The sequence below is a fragment of the Fredinandcohnia onubensis genome (genome assembly GCF_002734285.1).
Taxonomy (GTDB): Bacteria; Bacillota; Bacilli; order Bacillales; family Bacillaceae_L; genus Ferdinandcohnia; species Ferdinandcohnia onubensis_A.
Map to the genome: position 1 here is coordinate 29,977 of NZ_NSEA01000006.1, position 15,708 is coordinate 45,684.

27 protein-coding genes are annotated in these 15,708 nt (G+C 39.5%); all 27 read left to right on the plus strand.

Annotated features, from left to right (window positions below; genetic code table 11):
• Positions 1 to 51: 51 nt before the first annotated feature.
• The 27 genes from CKJ95_RS07185 (at position 52) to secY (ending at position 15,677) form a co-directional block, all read left to right on the plus strand.
• Positions 52 to 300: a 50S ribosomal protein L7ae-like protein gene (locus CKJ95_RS07185; RefSeq protein WP_099352735.1), complete on the plus strand. Its 249-nt coding sequence runs from the start codon at positions 52 to 54 to the stop codon at positions 298 to 300.
• Between the two features lie 106 nt (positions 301 to 406).
• Complete coding sequence (gene rpsL, locus CKJ95_RS07190) at positions 407 to 829, plus strand: 30S ribosomal protein S12 (protein ID WP_099352736.1); 423 nt, start codon at positions 407 to 409, stop codon at positions 827 to 829.
• Between the two features lie 38 nt (positions 830 to 867).
• Complete coding sequence (gene rpsG / locus CKJ95_RS07195; RefSeq protein WP_099352737.1) at positions 868 to 1,338, plus strand: 30S ribosomal protein S7; 471 nt, start codon at positions 868 to 870, stop codon at positions 1,336 to 1,338.
• 138 nt (positions 1,339 to 1,476) lie between these two features.
• Entirely contained in the window at positions 1,477 to 3,555 is a 2,079-nt protein-coding gene (gene fusA / locus CKJ95_RS07200) for an elongation factor G (protein ID WP_099352738.1), read from the plus strand.
• A gap of 119 nt (positions 3,556 to 3,674) precedes the next feature.
• The gene (tuf, locus tag CKJ95_RS07205; RefSeq protein WP_099352739.1) at positions 3,675 to 4,865 is read left to right on the plus strand and encodes an elongation factor Tu; all 1,191 of its coding nucleotides are present in this window, start codon (positions 3,675 to 3,677) and stop codon (positions 4,863 to 4,865) included.
• 365 nt (positions 4,866 to 5,230) lie between these two features.
• Positions 5,231 to 5,539 carry a 30S ribosomal protein S10 gene (gene rpsJ, locus CKJ95_RS07210; RefSeq protein WP_003354783.1) on the plus strand — a complete coding sequence of 103 codons (309 nt, stop codon included), beginning with the start codon at positions 5,231 to 5,233 and terminating at the stop codon, positions 5,537 to 5,539.
• 44 nt (positions 5,540 to 5,583) lie between these two features.
• Positions 5,584 to 6,213, plus strand: coding sequence for a 50S ribosomal protein L3 (rplC, locus tag CKJ95_RS07215; protein WP_099352740.1), 630 nt, complete (start codon positions 5,584 to 5,586; stop codon positions 6,211 to 6,213).
• 25 nt (positions 6,214 to 6,238) lie between these two features.
• On the plus strand, positions 6,239 to 6,862 hold the full coding sequence (gene rplD, locus CKJ95_RS07220) for a 50S ribosomal protein L4 (RefSeq protein ID WP_099352741.1): 624 nt from the start codon (positions 6,239 to 6,241) through the stop codon (positions 6,860 to 6,862).
• Positions 6,862 to 7,149, plus strand: a complete 288-nt coding sequence (gene rplW, locus CKJ95_RS07225; protein ID WP_099352742.1) for a 50S ribosomal protein L23 — start codon at positions 6,862 to 6,864, stop codon at positions 7,147 to 7,149. Before rplD ends, rplW begins: the two co-directional genes overlap by 1 nt.
• Before the next feature lie 26 nt (positions 7,150 to 7,175).
• Positions 7,176 to 8,006, plus strand: a complete 831-nt coding sequence (gene rplB / locus CKJ95_RS07230; RefSeq protein ID WP_099352743.1) for a 50S ribosomal protein L2 — start codon at positions 7,176 to 7,178, stop codon at positions 8,004 to 8,006.
• A gap of 57 nt (positions 8,007 to 8,063) precedes the next feature.
• A complete protein-coding gene (rpsS, locus tag CKJ95_RS07235) occupies positions 8,064 to 8,342 on the plus strand; it encodes a 30S ribosomal protein S19 (protein ID WP_099352744.1) in 279 nt (92 codons plus the stop codon).
• A 17-nt stretch (positions 8,343 to 8,359) separates the two neighbouring features.
• Positions 8,360 to 8,701: a 50S ribosomal protein L22 gene (gene rplV, locus CKJ95_RS07240; RefSeq protein WP_010285059.1), complete on the plus strand. Its 342-nt coding sequence runs from the start codon at positions 8,360 to 8,362 to the stop codon at positions 8,699 to 8,701.
• 3 nt (positions 8,702 to 8,704) lie between these two features.
• Positions 8,705 to 9,361: a 30S ribosomal protein S3 gene (rpsC, locus tag CKJ95_RS07245; RefSeq protein WP_099352745.1), complete on the plus strand. Its 657-nt coding sequence runs from the start codon at positions 8,705 to 8,707 to the stop codon at positions 9,359 to 9,361.
• Between the two features lies 1 nt (position 9,362).
• The gene (gene rplP, locus CKJ95_RS07250) at positions 9,363 to 9,797 is read left to right on the plus strand and encodes a 50S ribosomal protein L16 (protein WP_099352746.1); all 435 of its coding nucleotides are present in this window, start codon (positions 9,363 to 9,365) and stop codon (positions 9,795 to 9,797) included.
• Positions 9,787 to 9,984 (plus strand): 50S ribosomal protein L29, encoded by a 198-nt coding sequence (gene rpmC, locus CKJ95_RS07255; RefSeq protein ID WP_010285065.1) that lies wholly within the window; start codon positions 9,787 to 9,789, stop codon positions 9,982 to 9,984. Before rplP ends, rpmC begins: the two co-directional genes overlap by 11 nt.
• Positions 9,985 to 10,012: 28 nt before the next feature.
• Entirely contained in the window at positions 10,013 to 10,276 is a 264-nt protein-coding gene (gene rpsQ, locus CKJ95_RS07260) for a 30S ribosomal protein S17 (protein WP_099352747.1), read from the plus strand.
• 47 nt (positions 10,277 to 10,323) lie between these two features.
• On the plus strand, positions 10,324 to 10,692 hold the full coding sequence (gene rplN / locus CKJ95_RS07265) for a 50S ribosomal protein L14 (RefSeq protein WP_058000134.1): 369 nt from the start codon (positions 10,324 to 10,326) through the stop codon (positions 10,690 to 10,692).
• Positions 10,693 to 10,729: 37 nt separating this feature from the next.
• Positions 10,730 to 11,041, plus strand: a complete 312-nt coding sequence (rplX, locus tag CKJ95_RS07270) for a 50S ribosomal protein L24 (RefSeq protein WP_099352748.1) — start codon at positions 10,730 to 10,732, stop codon at positions 11,039 to 11,041.
• 24 nt (positions 11,042 to 11,065) lie between these two features.
• Entirely contained in the window at positions 11,066 to 11,605 is a 540-nt protein-coding gene (gene rplE / locus CKJ95_RS07275) for a 50S ribosomal protein L5 (protein ID WP_099352749.1), read from the plus strand.
• A gap of 13 nt (positions 11,606 to 11,618) precedes the next feature.
• Positions 11,619 to 11,804 (plus strand): 30S ribosomal protein S14, encoded by a 186-nt coding sequence (gene rpsN / locus CKJ95_RS07280; protein ID WP_010285078.1) that lies wholly within the window; start codon positions 11,619 to 11,621, stop codon positions 11,802 to 11,804.
• A 30-nt stretch (positions 11,805 to 11,834) separates the two neighbouring features.
• A complete protein-coding gene (gene rpsH, locus CKJ95_RS07285; protein ID WP_099352750.1) occupies positions 11,835 to 12,233 on the plus strand; it encodes a 30S ribosomal protein S8 in 399 nt (132 codons plus the stop codon).
• A 28-nt stretch (positions 12,234 to 12,261) separates the two neighbouring features.
• Positions 12,262 to 12,798: a 50S ribosomal protein L6 gene (rplF, locus tag CKJ95_RS07290; RefSeq protein WP_099352751.1), complete on the plus strand. Its 537-nt coding sequence runs from the start codon at positions 12,262 to 12,264 to the stop codon at positions 12,796 to 12,798.
• Between the two features lie 32 nt (positions 12,799 to 12,830).
• Complete coding sequence (gene rplR / locus CKJ95_RS07295; RefSeq protein WP_099352752.1) at positions 12,831 to 13,193, plus strand: 50S ribosomal protein L18; 363 nt, start codon at positions 12,831 to 12,833, stop codon at positions 13,191 to 13,193.
• A 22-nt stretch (positions 13,194 to 13,215) separates the two neighbouring features.
• Positions 13,216 to 13,716 carry a 30S ribosomal protein S5 gene (gene rpsE / locus CKJ95_RS07300; protein WP_099352753.1) on the plus strand — a complete coding sequence of 167 codons (501 nt, stop codon included), beginning with the start codon at positions 13,216 to 13,218 and terminating at the stop codon, positions 13,714 to 13,716.
• 12 nt (positions 13,717 to 13,728) lie between these two features.
• Entirely contained in the window at positions 13,729 to 13,911 is a 183-nt protein-coding gene (rpmD, locus tag CKJ95_RS07305; RefSeq protein WP_010285086.1) for a 50S ribosomal protein L30, read from the plus strand.
• A 33-nt stretch (positions 13,912 to 13,944) separates the two neighbouring features.
• Positions 13,945 to 14,385: a 50S ribosomal protein L15 gene (gene rplO, locus CKJ95_RS07310; protein ID WP_099352754.1), complete on the plus strand. Its 441-nt coding sequence runs from the start codon at positions 13,945 to 13,947 to the stop codon at positions 14,383 to 14,385.
• Positions 14,385 to 15,677, plus strand: coding sequence for a preprotein translocase subunit SecY (gene secY, locus CKJ95_RS07315; RefSeq protein ID WP_099352755.1), 1,293 nt, complete (start codon positions 14,385 to 14,387; stop codon positions 15,675 to 15,677). The genes rplO and secY overlap by 1 nt, the downstream gene beginning before the upstream one ends.
• Positions 15,678 to 15,708 lie beyond the last annotated feature (31 nt).

Genomic DNA, 15,708 nt, shown 5'->3' on the forward strand with positions numbered 1-15,708 from the left:
TTAATATATCTAAGGTGCTCCTTAAACCTGTTACTTTGGAGGATATTTTAGATGTCTTATGAAAAAGTATTACAGGCAAAGAAGATTATTATAGGTACTAAGCAGGCAGTAAAGGCTATCCAAACTGATAAGGTAACGGAGATAGTTGTGGCAGAAGATGCTGATCGGCGTGTGATCAACAAAGTATTGCAATTAGCCGAGGCACAACAAATTCCAATATCAAAGGTAGACTCGATGAAAAGGCTAGGAAAAGCATGTGGAATCGAGGTAGGAGCTTCTACTGTTGCAATAATTAATTGAAAACTGTTTTTGTGGAGAAATGAATCTACAAGAACTTTGTTTTTTGTAAAAAAATGAACCACCTGGATATGTGGTCTTGATGAAAGAAGAAGGGAGGAAACAAATAATGCCTACAATTAACCAATTAATTCGTAAGGGTCGCGAAAGCAAAGTTCAAAAATCCGACTCTCCAGCATTAAATAAAGGTTACAACAGCTTCAAAAAGTCACAAACTAATGCTACTTCACCTCAAAAGCGTGGTGTTTGTACTCGTGTTGGTACTATGACTCCTAAGAAGCCAAACTCAGCACTTCGTAAGTATGCTCGTGTACGTTTAACGAACGGAATTGAGGTTACTGCTTACATCCCAGGAATTGGTCACAACTTACAAGAGCACAGTGTTGTACTAATTCGTGGTGGACGTGTTAAGGACTTACCGGGGGTACGTTATCACATCGTTCGTGGTGCGCTTGACACTGCTGGTGTTAATAACCGTATGCAAGGTCGTTCTAAATATGGTACTAAGAGACCAAAAGCAGCTAAGAAATAATAGACTAACATATTTAAGATTGAAAGGAGGAAATAATAATGCCTCGTAAAGGACCTGTTTCTAAAAGAGATGTATTACCAGATCCAATTTATAATTCTAAGCTTGTAACTCGTTTAATCAACAAAATGATGGTTGATGGAAAAAGAGGTAAATCACAAGCGATTTTATATAATGCGTTTGAATTAGTTCAACAACGTTCGGGTAAAGATGCAATGGAAGTGTTTGAACAAGCACTTAAAAACATCATGCCTGTACTAGAAGTAAGAGCACGTCGTGTAGGTGGTGCAAACTATCAAGTTCCTGTTGAAGTTCGCCCTGACCGTCGTACTACTCTAGGATTACGTTGGTTAGTAAACTATGCTCGTCTTCGTGGTGAAAAAACGATGGAAGAGCGTTTAGCTAACGAAATTCTTGATGCAGCTAACAACTCTGGTGCATCAGTTAAGAAACGTGAAGATACACACAAAATGGCAGAAGCAAACAAAGCATTTGCTCACTATCGTTGGTAATAATTTAATTCAGCTTTATGCTGAATTAAATTATAACTACGAAGAAGGCCATAGAACTAAACAGCTCTGTTAAGTAGATTAACAGAGCCATTCTTACAATAAAAATTATACTTAACATTAGGAAGGAGAAAGACCCAAATGGCAAGAGAGTTCTCCTTAGAAAAGACTCGTAATATTGGTATCATGGCCCACATTGATGCTGGTAAAACAACAACTACTGAGCGCATCCTTTATTACACTGGTAAAATCCATAAAATCGGTGAAACACATGAAGGTGCTTCTCAAATGGACTGGATGGAGCAAGAACAAGAGCGCGGTATTACGATTACATCTGCAGCAACAACTGCATCTTGGAAGAATCACCGCGTTAACATCATCGACACACCTGGACACGTAGACTTCACAGTTGAGGTTGAACGTTCACTTCGTGTACTTGATGGTGCAGTAACAGTTCTTGATGCACAGTCAGGCGTAGAGCCACAAACAGAAACAGTTTGGAGACAGGCTACTACTTATGGTGTTCCACGTATCGTATTCGTAAATAAAATGGACAAGATTGGTGCTGACTTCTTATACTCTGTAAGCACATTACACGATCGTCTACAAGCGAATGCACACCCAATTCAATTACCGATTGGTGCAGAAGATCAATTCAGAGGTATTATTGACCTAGTTGAGATGAATGCAACATTCTATGGTAATGACTTAGGTACTGATATTGAAGTAGGTGAAATTCCTGAGGAATTTCAAGACCAAGCAAATGAATATCGCGAAAAGCTTGTAGAAGCGGTAGCGGAATTAGATGAAGAATTGATGGAAAGATACCTTGGTGGAGAAGAAATTTCTAACGAGGAATTACGTGCAGCTATTCGTACAGCTACACTAAAGGTAGAATTCTACCCAGTAACATGTGGTACTGCATTCAAGAACAAAGGTGTTCAAAAAGTACTTGATGCGGTTATCGATTATCTACCTGCTCCAACAGATGTTGCATCTATTCAAGGTCACCTGCCAGATACAGGTGAAGAAGTTGAACGTCATTCAGATGACAGTGAGCCGTTCTCAGCTCTTGCGTTTAAAGTAATGACTGACCCATATGTTGGTAAATTAACATTCTTCCGTGTATATTCTGGTACATTAAATTCAGGGTCATATGTACAAAACTCAACTAAAGGGAAGCGTGAGCGTATCGGACGTATCCTTCAAATGCATGCGAATAGCCGTGCGGAAATCTCAACTGTTTATGCAGGGGATATCGCTGCAGCTGTAGGTTTAAAAGATACAACAACTGGTGATACATTATGTGATGAGAAAGAATTAGTAATTCTTGAGTCTATGACATTCCCTGAACCAGTTATTCAACTTTCTGTTGAGCCAAAATCAAAAGCTGACCAAGACAAAATGTCTACAGCTTTACAAAAGCTTCAAGAAGAAGATCCGACATTTAGAGCACATACTGATCAAGAAACAGGTCAAACGATTATTGCAGGTATGGGTGAGCTACACTTAGACATCCTAGTAGATCGTATGAAGCGTGAGTTCAAAGTAGAAGCTAATGTTGGTGCACCACAAGTTGCGTATCGTGAAACTTTCCGTCAATCTGCACAGGTTGAAGGTAAATTCGCTCGTCAATCTGGTGGACGCGGACAATTCGGACACGTTTGGATTGAGTTCTCACCAAATGAAGAAGGAAAAGGTTTTGAATTCGAAAACGCGATTGTTGGTGGGGTAGTTCCTCGTGAATATATTCCTGCTGTACAAGCTGGTTTAGAAGACGCTCTTGATAGAGGGGTTTTAGCTGGTTATCCATTAGTTGATATCAAAGCTAAACTTTATGATGGTTCATACCATGATGTTGACTCAAGTGAAATGGCGTTTAAAATTGCCGCATCTATGGCGCTTAAGAACGCTGCATCAAAATGTCAGCCTGTAATTCTTGAACCTGTTATGAGGGTTGAAGTTGTTATTCCTGAAGAATACATGGGAGACATTATGGGAGGAATCACTTCTCGTCGTGGACGCGTTGAAGGTATGGAAGCACGCGGTAATGCGCAAGTAGTACGTGCGATGGTTCCACTATCTGAAATGTTTGGATATGCTACTTCTTTACGTTCTAACACACAAGGTCGTGGGGTATTCACAATGCACTTCGATCATTATGAAGAAGTACCAAAATCAATTTCTGAAGAAATTATCAAAAAAAATAAAGGTGAATAATTGATTTTCGCCTTTACATCAAGTATAACTACTTATGTAGGCCCTGAAAGTGGGACATACTCACTTTCGGGATATCATACTTACTATAAAAATAACTAATACTTAAGGAGGCTTTTCAAATGGGAAAAGAGAAATTTGACCGTTCGAAACCACATGCTAATATTGGTACAATTGGACACGTTGACCATGGTAAAACAACTTTAACAGCAGCTATCACTTCTGTTCTTGCTAAAAGAAGCGGAAAAGGTACTGCAATGGGCTATGACCAAATCGATGGAGCTCCTGAAGAGCGTGAGCGTGGAATCACAATCTCAACTTCGCACGTTGAGTATGAAACTGACAATCGTCACTATGCACACGTTGACTGCCCAGGACACGCTGACTACGTAAAGAACATGATTACTGGTGCTGCTCAAATGGACGGTGGAATCCTAGTAGTATCTGCTGCTGATGGTCCAATGCCACAAACTCGTGAGCACATTCTTCTTTCCCGTCAAGTAGGTGTTCCATACCTAGTAGTATTCATGAACAAATGTGACATGGTTGACGACGAAGAATTATTAGAATTAGTAGAAATGGAAGTACGTGACCTTCTTTCTGAATATGAATTCCCTGGTGACGACATTCCTGTAATTAAAGGTTCTGCTCTTAAAGCTCTTGAAGGAGAAGCAGACTGGGAAGAAAAAATTATCGAATTAATGGCGGCTGTTGACGAGTACGTTCCAACACCAACTCGTGACACTGAAAAGCCATTCATGATGCCAGTTGAGGATGTATTCTCAATCACTGGTCGTGGTACAGTTGCTACAGGTCGTGTTGAGCGTGGACAAGTTAAAGTTGGTGATGTAGTTGAAATCATCGGTTTAACTGAAGAACCAAAATCAACTACTGTAACAGGTGTTGAAATGTTCCGTAAGCTTCTTGACTATGCTGAAGCTGGTGACAACATCGGTGCACTACTTCGTGGTGTTGCTCGTGAAGATATCCAACGTGGTCAAGTACTTGCTAAGCCAGGTACAATCAAGCCACACACAAAGTTTAAAGCAGAAGTTTATGTATTATCAAAAGAAGAAGGTGGACGTCACACTCCATTCTTCTCTAACTATCGTCCTCAGTTCTACTTCCGTACAACTGATGTAACTGGAATTTGTAACCTTCCAGAAGGCGTTGAAATGGTAATGCCTGGCGACAACATCGAAATGACTGTTGAACTAATCGCTCCAGTAGCTATCGAAGAAGGAACTAAGTTCTCTATTCGTGAAGGTGGACGTACAGTAGGCGCTGGCGTTGTTGCTACAATCCAAGAGTAATATTTCCAATATGTTTAAAAAACGGGCGGCTAATACCGCCTGTTTTTTTATGAGATATTTTCTATATATAATAGAAGGAAGATCAAACTATATTAGTTTCCAAAATCTAACGTAAAAATATATTAGGACTTTTGTTGAAATGTATACTGATGGTGTGTATAATTGAAAAAGTGCGAAAGACATGCATAAAACGAAGAATTATGTTGCATTTCGTATTTTGTTTCTGTATAATAGACAATGTTGGTCTTTGACTGCGATGATGTGGAAGGTTGCTGATACACCCGGCCGCTTTGCCATGGCGAGTGTAAGGAAATTTCCACGGAGAAGGTCTATTTTTAAAAGTAGGCGATAAAGGAGGGAAAATAATGGCAAAACAAAAAATTCGTATTCGTTTAAAAGCTTATGATCACAGAATTCTTGATCAATCTGCAGAAAAAATCGTAGAGACAGCAAAACGATCTGGAGCAGCTGTATCTGGTCCGATTCCACTTCCAACTGAGAAGTCTGTATATACGATTCTTCGTGCTGTTCACAAGTATAAAGATTCTCGTGAACAATTCGAAATGCGTACACATAAACGCTTAATCGACATCGTAAACCCAACACCACAAACTGTTGATTCATTAATGCGTTTGGATTTACCATCTGGTGTTGACATTGAAATCAAACTTTAATTTTAAAATGAAATAAATTGTAAATATATTAGGAGGTGTGACTAATGACCAAAGGAATCTTAGGAAGAAAAATTGGTATGACTCAAGTATTCGTAGGTAACGGTGAGCTTATCCCTGTAACTGTTATCGAAGCTGCTCCGAACGTAGTACTTCAAAAGAAATCAGTTGAGACTGATGGATATGAAGCTGTTCAAATAGGTTTTGATGATAAGAGAGAAAAGCTTTCAAATAAACCTGAAAAGGGTCATGCTGCAAAAGCAAACACTGCACCTAAGCGCTTCGTACGTGAATTACGTGGAGTTAACTTAGATGAGTTTGAAGTTGGTCAGGAAGTCAAAGTTGATATCTTCGCAGAGGGAGATATTGTAGATGTAACAGGAATTTCAAAAGGTAAAGGATTCCAAGGTGCAATCAAGCGCCACGGACAATCTCGCGGACCTATGAGTCACGGTTCACGTTATCACCGTCGTCCTGGTTCAATGGGACCTGTAGCTCCAAACCGTGTATTCAAAAACAAACTACTACCTGGTCGTATGGGTGGAGAACGTATCACAGTACAAAACTTAGAGATTGTGAAAGTAGATACAGAGCGTAATCTTCTTCTAGTAAAAGGTAATGTACCTGGTGCGAGAAAATCTGTTATTACAGTAAAAAGTGCTGTAAAAGTAAAATAATTTACTAGGAAAGGAGGACATTTGAATGCCTAAAGTATCATTGTATAACCAATCTGGTTCAGCTGTAGGAGAAATCGAACTAAACGATTCTATATTCGGTGTTGAACCAAATAAACAAGTATTATTCGATGCAGTAATCATGCAAAGAGCTTCCTTACGTCAAGGAACTCACAAAACTAAAATCCGTTCTGAAGTAGCTGGCGGAGGACGTAAACCATGGCGTCAAAAGGGTACTGGTCGTGCTCGTCAAGGTTCTATTCGTTCACCACAATGGCGTGGCGGTGGAACAGTATTTGGTCCAACTCCAAGAAGCTATAGCTACAAATTACCTAAAAAAGTACGCCGTTTAGCAATCAAATCAGCATTATCTACTAAGGTATTAGAGGAAAACATTCTAGTATTAGACAATCTAGTATTAGAAACTCCTAAAACTAAAGAAATGGTTGCGGTACTGAAAGGATTAAACGTTGATCGTAAGGCGTTAATCGTAACTGCAGATGCAAATGAAGCAGTAGAACTTTCAGCACGTAATATTCCTGGTGTAACAGTTGTTGTTGCAAATGGAGTAAATGTTCTTGATGTTCTTAACCATGATAAGCTTGTGATTACTAAAGCTGCGGTGGAAAAAGTAGAGGAGGTGCTCGCATAATGAAAGATCCTCGTGATATTATTAAGAGCCCTGTTATTACTGAACGTTCATCAGACCTTATGGCTGAAAAGAAATACACATTTGATGTTGACGTGAAAGCTAATAAAACCGAAGTAAAAGATGCTATTGAGCAAATTTTCGGTGTGACAGTTGAAAAAGTAAACATCATGAACTACAAAGGTAAGTTCAAGCGTGTAGGACGTTACAGTGGATATACAAATCGTCGCAGAAAAGCAATCGTTAAGTTAACTGCAGATAGCAAAGAAATCGAATTCTTTGAAGTTTAATTTTATAGAGAAGGAGGGAAATTGAGATGGCGATTAAAAAATACAAACCAACCTCTAACGGTCGTCGTGGTATGACAACATTAGACTTTGCTGAAATTACTACTGACAGACCAGAGAAATCATTACTTGCGCCTTTACACAAAAAAGGTGGTCGTAATAACCAAGGTAAAATCACAGTACGTCATCAAGCTGGCGGACACAAGCGTCAATATCGTGTAATTGACTTTAAACGCGATAAAGATGGTATACCAGGACGCGTTGCTACGATCGAATACGATCCAAACCGTTCAGCAAATATTGCGCTAATTAACTACGCAGATGGAGAAAAACGTTACATTCTTGCTCCTAAAAACCTACAAGTAGGTATGGAGGTAGTGTCAGGTACTGATGCCGACATTAAAGTAGGTAACGCACTTCCATTAGCTAACATTCCAGTAGGTACAGTAATCCACAACATCGAGTTAAAGCCTGGTAAAGGTGGACAATTAATTCGTTCGGCTGGAACTTCTGCACAAGTACTTGGTAAAGAAGGTAAATATGTTCTTGTTCGTTTAAATTCAGGTGAAGTTCGCATGATCCTTGCTACTTGCCGTGCGACAGTAGGTCAAGTAGGTAACGAGCAACATGAACTAGTTAACATTGGTAAAGCAGGTCGTTCACGTTGGTTAGGTAAACGCCCAACAGTTCGTGGATCTGTAATGAACCCTAACGATCACCCACACGGTGGTGGTGAAGGTAAAGCACCAATCGGACGTAAGTCACCTATGACTCCTTGGGGTAAACCAACTCTTGGATTCAAGACTCGTAAGAAGAAAAACAAATCAGATAAATTTATCGTACGTCGTCGTAAAAAATAACGGGATTGTGCTACGGTTCATCGGAACCGTAGGTCAATCACGAAGGGAGGTTCACTTATGGGACGCAGTTTGAAAAAAGGACCTTTTGTAGATGACCACTTAATGAAAAAGGTTGAAAATCAAAATGGATCTGAGAAGAAACAAGTTATTAAAACTTGGTCACGTCGTTCTACGATTTTCCCTCAATTCATCGGTCATACAATTGCGGTATATGATGGTCGTAAACATGTACCTGTCTATGTTACTGAAGATATGGTAGGTCATAAACTTGGTGAATTCGCACCAAGCCGTACTTATAAAGGCCACGCAAATGATGATAAGAAAACAAGACGCTAATGAGAGGAGGATTATCTATGCAAGCTAAAGCTGTTGCGAGAACAGTTCGTATTGCTCCTCGTAAAGTTCGTTTAGTAGCAGATTTAATTCGAGGCAAGCAAGTAGGTGAAGCAATCGCGATCCTACGACACACACCAAAGGCTGCTTCTCCTGTTGTAGAAAAGGTATTAAATTCTGCGATTGCGAATGCAGAGCATAACTACGAAATGGACGCTAATAACCTAGTTATTACTGAAGCATATGTAAATGAAGGTCCAACATTAAAAAGATTCCGTCCAAGAGCTATGGGACGTGCAAGTCAGATCAATAAGCGCACTAGCCACATTACAATCGTGGTATCAGAAAAGAAGGAGGGATAAGTAGTGGGTCAAAAAGTTAATCCAGTCGGATTGCGTGTCGGCATCATTCGTGATTGGGAGTCAAAATGGTACGCAGGCAAAGACTATGCAGATTTATTACACGAAGACCTTAAAGTTCGCGAATATATCGCAAAACGTTTAAGTGATGCTTCTGTATCTAAAATTGAAATCGAACGTGCAGCTAATCGTATTAACGTTACTGTCCATACTGCAAAACCAGGTATGGTTATTGGTAAAGGTGGTACAGAAGTTGAAGCACTTCGTAAAGCATTAAACCAATTAACTGGCAAGAGAGTACACATCAACATCCTTGAAATCAAGAGAGCTGATGTAGATGCAACTCTTGTAGCTGAAAATATTGCTCGTCAATTAGAAAACCGTGTTTCATTCCGTCGTGCACAAAAGCAAGCTATCCAACGTGCTATGCGTGCTGGTGCTCAAGGTATTAAAACACAAACTTCAGGTCGTTTAGGCGGAGCTGATATCGCTCGTGCAGAACACTACAGTGAAGGTACAGTTCCACTTCATACACTTCGTGCAGATATCGACTATGGTACTGCTGAAGCTGATACAACTTATGGAAAGATCGGCGTAAAAGTATGGATCTATCGTGGAGAAGTCCTTCCTACTAAGAAGAAGACTGTGGAAGGAGGAAAATAATATGTTATTACCAAAACGTGTGAAATACCGCAGAGAACACCGTGGAAAGATGCGTGGTCAAGCAAAAGGTGGTACTGAAGTACATTTCGGAGAATACGGTTTACAAGCTCAAGAAGCTTCTTGGATTACAAACCGTCAAATCGAATCTGCTCGTATCGCGATGACACGTTATATGAAACGTGGCGGTAAAGTTTGGATTAAAATTTTCCCATCAAAACCATATACAGCAAAACCTCTTGAAGTACGTATGGGTTCCGGTAAAGGTGCTCCTGAAGGATGGGTAGCTGTTGTTAAACCTGGAAAAGTTATGTTTGAAATCGCTGGTGTATCTGAAGAGATCGCTCGTGAAGCTCTACGCCTAGCAGCTCATAAACTACCAGTTAAAACTAAGTTCGTAAAACGTGAAGAAATTGGTGGTGAATCAAATGAAAGCTAATGAAATTCGTGACCTTACCACTGCCGAAATAGAACAAAAAGTAAAATCATTAAAAGAAGAGTTATTTAACCTTCGCTTTCAATTAGCTACTGGCCAACTTGAGAATACTGCACGTATTCGTGAAGTACGTAAATCAATCGCTCGTATGAAGACAGTAGTCCGCGAAAGAGAAATCGGTCGTAAATAATCGATAACCAGGAAGGAGGTCTACGATAGTGAGTGAACGTAACCAACGTAAAGTCTACACTGGACGTGTTGTATCCGACAAAATGGATAAAACAGTCACTGTTCTAGTAGAAACCTATAAGAAACATTCTCTTTACGGTAAACGCGTAAAGTATTCTAAAAAATTCAAAGCACATGATGAAAACAATGTTGCAAAAATCGGCGACGTCGTTAGAATTATGGAGACTCGCCCATTATCTGCTACAAAACGCTTCCGTCTTGTTGAAGTAGTAGAAAAAGCAGTTATTATCTAAATATATATTGTTCGGATCAATCAATAATCCGAAGGGAGGTTTCATGAATGATTCAACAAGAAACTCGTTTGAAAGTTGCTGACAATTCTGGAGCACGTGAAGTACTAACTATTAAAGTATTAGGTGGTTCAGGTCGTAAAACAGCAAATATTGGTGATGTTATCGTATGTACAGTAAAACAAGCAACACCAGGTGGCGTTGTTAAAAAAGGTGATGTTGTTAAAGCTGTAATCGTACGTACTAAGCGTGGTGTGCGTCGTAATGACGGTACTTACATCCGTTTTGATGAAAATGCCTGCGTTATTATCCGTGATGACAAGAGTCCACGTGGAACTCGTATCTTCGGTCCAGTGGCACGTGAATTACGTGATAGCAACTTTATGAAAATTGTTTCATTAGCTCCAGAAGTATTATAATTCGAAATCGATTAGCCTTTAAGGAGGTGCGAAATAGATGCATGTAAAAAAGGGTGACAAGGTACAGGTTATTTCAGGTAAAGATAAGGGTAAACAAGGTGTGATCCTTGAAAGCTTTCCAAAGAAAGACCGTGTTCTTGTAGAAGGCGTTAATATCGTAAAGAAACACTCAAAACCGTCTCAAGTGAATCCACAAGGTGGAATCATTAGCCAAGAGGCACCTATTCATGTATCAAATGTAATGCCATTAGATCCTAAATCTGGTACTCCAACACGTGTTGGTTACAAAGAAGTTGATGGCAAAAAGGTACGTGTAGCAAAAAAATCTGGTGAAGTTTTAGATAAATAGTAAACAAAGAAAGGAGGTACTTACATGAACCGCCTAAAAGAAAAATTTCAAAAAGAAATCACACCTGCTCTAATGAGCAAGTTTAACTATAAGTCTGTTATGCAGGTTCCGAAAGTAGAAAAAATCGTGATCAACATGGGTGTTGGTGACGCAGTTCAAAACTCTAAAGTATTAGATAACGCAGTAGAGGAGTTAGCTGCTCTAAGTGGTCAAAAGCCAGTTGTAACTAGAGCGAAGAAATCTATCGCTGGTTTCCGTCTTCGTGAGGGTATGCCAATCGGTGCGAAAGTTACATTACGTGGTGAACGTATGTATGATTTCTTAGATAAGCTTGTTTCTATCTCACTTCCTCGTGTACGTGACTTCCGTGGCGTATCAAAGAAATCTTTTGATGGTCGTGGTAACTACACTTTAGGTGTGAAAGAACAATTAATTTTCCCTGAAATTGATTACGATAAAGTAAGTAAAGTTCGTGGTATGGATATCGTTATCGTAACAACTGCAAATACTGACGAAGAAGCTCGTGAGTTATTAACAGCGTTCGGTATGCCGTTCCAAAAGTAAAGGAGGCGAAAACGTGGCTAAGAAATCAATGATTGCGAAACAAAAACGCACACAGAAATTTAAAGTACAAGAGTACACTCGTTGCGAACGTTGCGGCCGTCCACACTCTGTATTACGTAAATTTAAATTATGCCGTATTTGTTTCCGTGAACTAGCTTATAAGGGTCAAATTCCTGGTGTAAAAAAAGCAAGTTGGTAAACCCCGAATTGGGAAGGAGGTAAAAATACTATGGTGATGACAGATCCAATTGCAGATATGCTTACTCGCATCCGTAATGCGAACATGGTTCGTCATGAGAAACTTGAAATCCCTGCGTCAAATATCAAAAGGGAAATCGCTGAAATTCTAAAGCGTGAAGGTTTCGTTCGTGACGTTGAATATATTGAGGATGATAAACAAGGTATTATCCGTATCTTCTTAAAGTACGGTGCAAACAATGAGCGCGTAATTACTGGTCTTAAGCGTATTAGTAAGCCTGGTCTACGTGTTTATGCAAAATCTAACGAAGTACCACGTGTGTTAAACGGTTTAGGAATCGCGATCGTTTCAACTTCACAAGGTGTGTTAACTGATAAAGAAGCTCGTCAAAAGCAAGCCGGCGGAGAAGTATTAGCTTACGTTTGGTAATAGCTTGAAAAGAATGGAGGTGTAGTACATGTCACGTATTGGTAAAAAACCAATCGAAATACCATCAGGTGTTACTGTAACTTTCAACGGTAATACTGTTACTGTTAAGGGACCAAAGGGCGAGTTAACTCGTGCTTTCCATCCTGATATGCAAATCAATGTTGAAGAGAACGTAATTAACGTTACTCGTCCAACTGATAATAAAGAACACCGTGCTCTTCACGGCACAACTCGTAGTCTTCTAGGAAACATGGTTGAAGGTGTATCCAAAGGGTTTGAAAGAGGTTTAGAGCTAATCGGGGTCGGATACCGTGCTCAAAAATCTGGTAACAAACTTGTCCTAAACGTTGGATATTCTCATCCAGTAGAAATCGTTCCTGAGACTGGCGTAGAAATCGATGTACCTTCTAACACAAAGATCGTTATTAAAGGTATCGACAAAGAACGCGTTGGAGCGTTAGCTGCTAATATTCGTGGTGTACGTCCGCCTGAGCCTTATAAAGGAAAAGGTATTCGCTACGAAGGTGAATTTGTTCGTCGTAAGGAAGGTAAAACTGCGAAGTAAGCCTTTTTAGGTAAAAGAAAGGAGAGACGTAAATGATTACGAAACAGGATAAAAATGCAGTTCGTAGAAAAAGACATGCTCGTGTTCGTTCTCGTGTTTCAGGAACTGCTACTCGTCCTCGCTTAAATGTGTTCCGTTCAAATAAACACATTTACGCTCAATTAATCGATGATGTGAACTCAGTAACAATCGCTAGTGCTTCTACATTAGATAAAGAACTTTCTGTTGAAGGTGCTGGAAACGTAGATGCTGCTACAAAGGTTGGCGAACTAGTTGCTAAACGTGGAATTGAAAAAGGAATCAAAGAGGTTGTATTCGACCGCGGTGGTTACCTATATCACGGACGTGTTAAAGCACTAGCAGAAGCTGCTCGTGAAGCTGGATTACAATTTTAATAAAAAAGGAGGGACATTATAGATGCGTCGCATTGATCCAAATAAATTAGAACTTGAAGAACGCGTAGTTACCGTTAACCGTGTAGCTAAGGTTGTTAAAGGTGGTCGTCGTTTCCGCTTTGCAGCACTAGTTGTTGTCGGTGATAAGAACGGACATGTTGGTTTTGGAACTGGTAAAGCTCAAGAAGTTCCAGATGCAATTCGTAAAGCAATTGAAGATGCTAAAAAGAATCTTGTTTCTGTACCAATGGTCGGAACAACAATTCCTCACCAAGTAATTGGTCAATTTGGAGCAGGTGAAGTACTATTAAAACCTGCATCTGAAGGTACTGGAGTTATCGCTGGTGGACCAGTTCGTGCGGTATTAGAACTTGCTGGTGTTGGTGATATCCTTTCTAAGTCATTAGGAACAAATACTCCTGTAAATATGATTCGTGCTACAATAGAAGGATTAACTCAATTAAAGCGTGCTGAAGAAGTAGCTAAGTTACGTGGTAAATCAGTAGAAGAACTGTTAGGATAGGAGGGAAAACACATGTCAAAGAAATTAGAAATCACCCTCACTCGCAGTGTCATTGGACGTCCTGAAGACCAACGTGTAACTGTTCGTACTCTTGGATTGAAAAAATTACATCAGACTGTTGTTCATGATGATAATGCTGCGATTCGCGGTATGATTAATAAAGTTGCTCACCTAGTTACGGTTAAAGAACAATAATCGAATTTTTTTCTGAAATAAGGAGGTGCCCAAATGAAACTTCATGAATTACAACCGGCTGAAGGTTCTCGTAAAACACGTAATCGTGTAGGACGTGGAACTGGTTCAGGTAATGGTAAAACATCTGGTAAAGGTCATAAAGGTCAAAAAGCGCGTTCAGGTGGCGGTGTTCGTCCTGGATTTGAAGGTGGTCAAACACCTCTATTCCAACGCTTACCAAAACGTGGTTTTACAAACATCAATCGCAAAGACTTTGCAATTGTTAACCTTGAAACATTAAATCGTTTCGAAGACGGAACAGAAGTTACACCTGAACTTTTAATTGAAACTGGCGTTGTAAGTAAACTTAATGCTGGTGTTAAGATCCTTGGAAAAGGTACTCTTGACAAAAAGCTAACAGTTAGAGCTCACAAATTCTCCTCTACTGCTCAACAAGCTATTGAAGCTGCTGGCGGAAAAACTGAGGTGATTTAATGTTTCAAACAATCTCCAATTTTATGCGCGTTGGTGATATAAGAAACAAGATTATATTCACCTTACTAATGTTAGTAGTATTTCGAATCGGCACCTTTATTCCAGTACCAAATGTAAATGCCGATGTTTTAAAAGCGACTGACAGTAATACAGCGTTTGGCCTTTTAAATACATTTGGTGGTGGAGCACTGTTTAACTTCTCAATCCTTGCAATGGGGATCATGCCTTACATTACTGCTTCAATTATTATTCAATTGTTGCAAATGGACGTTGTTCCTAAATTTACGGAATGGTCCAAGCAAGGAGAAGTTGGACGTCGTAAATTGGCTCAATTTACTCGTTATGGCACTATCGTGCTTGGCTTTATCCAAGCATTAGGTATGTCATATGGTTTTAACAATATGTCAAACGGGATGTTAATTGAAAATCCAAACATTGGTACTTACCTGCTTATTGCTGTAGTTCTAACCGCCGGAACAGCATTTTTAATGTGGTTAGGTGAACAGATTACAGCTAAAGGTGTTGGTAACGGAATTTCAATTATTATCTTTGCTGGTATTGTTGCCGCAATTCCTACGGCTGTAAATCAATACTATGTACAACAATTTGAAGATGCTGGAGACCAATTATTCTTACGGATCATCACTGTTGTATTATTGTTAATTGCCGTTATAGCTGTTGTTGTAGGTGTAATATTTGTACAACAAGCTTTACGAAAAATTCCAATCCAATATGCAAAGCGATTAGCTGCTAATAGCCCGGTTGGAGGACACTCTACTCATTTACCGTTAAAAGTAAATGCGGCTGGTGTTATTCCTGTAATCTTTGCAGTTTCCTTCATTATTACGCCACCAACGATTGCTTCGTTCTTTGGTCCTAATGCGGTAACTGAATGGATTCAAAAATATTTTGATTATACTCAGCCTGTTGGGATGATCATATATATCGCACTAATCATTGCGTTCACATATTTCTATACTTTTGTTCAAGTTAATCCTGAACAAATGGCAGATAATTTGAAAAAGCAAGGCGGCTATATTCCAGGGATTCGCCCAGGAAGAAATACGCAAGAGTATGTAACGAAAATTCTGTATCGATTAACATTTGTTGGTTCTATTTTCTTAGCAGCTATTTCTGTTCTTCCTGTATTCTTTATAAAATTTGCGAATTTACCGGAGTCTTTACAAATTGGTGGAACGAGCTTGCTCATCGTTATCGGTGTTGCACTTGAGACAATGAAGCAACTTGAAAGTCAACTTGTAAAACGCCATTATAAAGGATTTATCAAATAAGGTACTGGGAATACAATTTCCCAGCACCTCT

Excerpts from the sequence above, each read along its gene's own strand:
- CKJ95_RS07185 (WP_099352735.1), top strand. The coding sequence starts at position 52 with ATGTCTTATGAAAAAGTATTACAGGCAAAGAAGATTATTATAGGTACT.
- rpsL (WP_099352736.1), top strand. The coding sequence starts at position 407 with ATGCCTACAATTAACCAATTAATTCGTAAGGGTCGCGAAAGCAAAGTT.
- rpsG (WP_099352737.1), top strand. The coding sequence starts at position 868 with ATGCCTCGTAAAGGACCTGTTTCTAAAAGAGATGTATTACCAGATCCA.
- fusA (WP_099352738.1), top strand. The coding sequence starts at position 1,477 with ATGGCAAGAGAGTTCTCCTTAGAAAAGACTCGTAATATTGGTATCATG.
- tuf (WP_099352739.1), top strand. The coding sequence starts at position 3,675 with ATGGGAAAAGAGAAATTTGACCGTTCGAAACCACATGCTAATATTGGT.
- rpsJ (WP_003354783.1), top strand. The coding sequence starts at position 5,231 with ATGGCAAAACAAAAAATTCGTATTCGTTTAAAAGCTTATGATCACAGA.
- rplC (WP_099352740.1), top strand. The coding sequence starts at position 5,584 with ATGACCAAAGGAATCTTAGGAAGAAAAATTGGTATGACTCAAGTATTC.
- rplD (WP_099352741.1), top strand. The coding sequence starts at position 6,239 with ATGCCTAAAGTATCATTGTATAACCAATCTGGTTCAGCTGTAGGAGAA.
- rplW (WP_099352742.1), top strand. The coding sequence starts at position 6,862 with ATGAAAGATCCTCGTGATATTATTAAGAGCCCTGTTATTACTGAACGT.
- rplB (WP_099352743.1), top strand. The coding sequence starts at position 7,176 with ATGGCGATTAAAAAATACAAACCAACCTCTAACGGTCGTCGTGGTATG.
- rpsS (WP_099352744.1), top strand. The coding sequence starts at position 8,064 with ATGGGACGCAGTTTGAAAAAAGGACCTTTTGTAGATGACCACTTAATG.
- rplV (WP_010285059.1), top strand. The coding sequence starts at position 8,360 with ATGCAAGCTAAAGCTGTTGCGAGAACAGTTCGTATTGCTCCTCGTAAA.
- rplP (WP_099352746.1), top strand. The coding sequence starts at position 9,363 with ATGTTATTACCAAAACGTGTGAAATACCGCAGAGAACACCGTGGAAAG.
- rpmC (WP_010285065.1), top strand. The coding sequence starts at position 9,787 with ATGAAAGCTAATGAAATTCGTGACCTTACCACTGCCGAAATAGAACAA.
- rplN (WP_058000134.1), top strand. The coding sequence starts at position 10,324 with ATGATTCAACAAGAAACTCGTTTGAAAGTTGCTGACAATTCTGGAGCA.
- rplX (WP_099352748.1), top strand. The coding sequence starts at position 10,730 with ATGCATGTAAAAAAGGGTGACAAGGTACAGGTTATTTCAGGTAAAGAT.
- rplE (WP_099352749.1), top strand. The coding sequence starts at position 11,066 with ATGAACCGCCTAAAAGAAAAATTTCAAAAAGAAATCACACCTGCTCTA.
- rpsH (WP_099352750.1), top strand. The coding sequence starts at position 11,835 with ATGGTGATGACAGATCCAATTGCAGATATGCTTACTCGCATCCGTAAT.
- rplF (WP_099352751.1), top strand. The coding sequence starts at position 12,262 with ATGTCACGTATTGGTAAAAAACCAATCGAAATACCATCAGGTGTTACT.
- rplR (WP_099352752.1), top strand. The coding sequence starts at position 12,831 with ATGATTACGAAACAGGATAAAAATGCAGTTCGTAGAAAAAGACATGCT.
- rpsE (WP_099352753.1), top strand. The coding sequence starts at position 13,216 with ATGCGTCGCATTGATCCAAATAAATTAGAACTTGAAGAACGCGTAGTT.
- rpmD (WP_010285086.1), top strand. The coding sequence starts at position 13,729 with ATGTCAAAGAAATTAGAAATCACCCTCACTCGCAGTGTCATTGGACGT.
- rplO (WP_099352754.1), top strand. The coding sequence starts at position 13,945 with ATGAAACTTCATGAATTACAACCGGCTGAAGGTTCTCGTAAAACACGT.
- secY (WP_099352755.1), top strand. The coding sequence starts at position 14,385 with ATGTTTCAAACAATCTCCAATTTTATGCGCGTTGGTGATATAAGAAAC.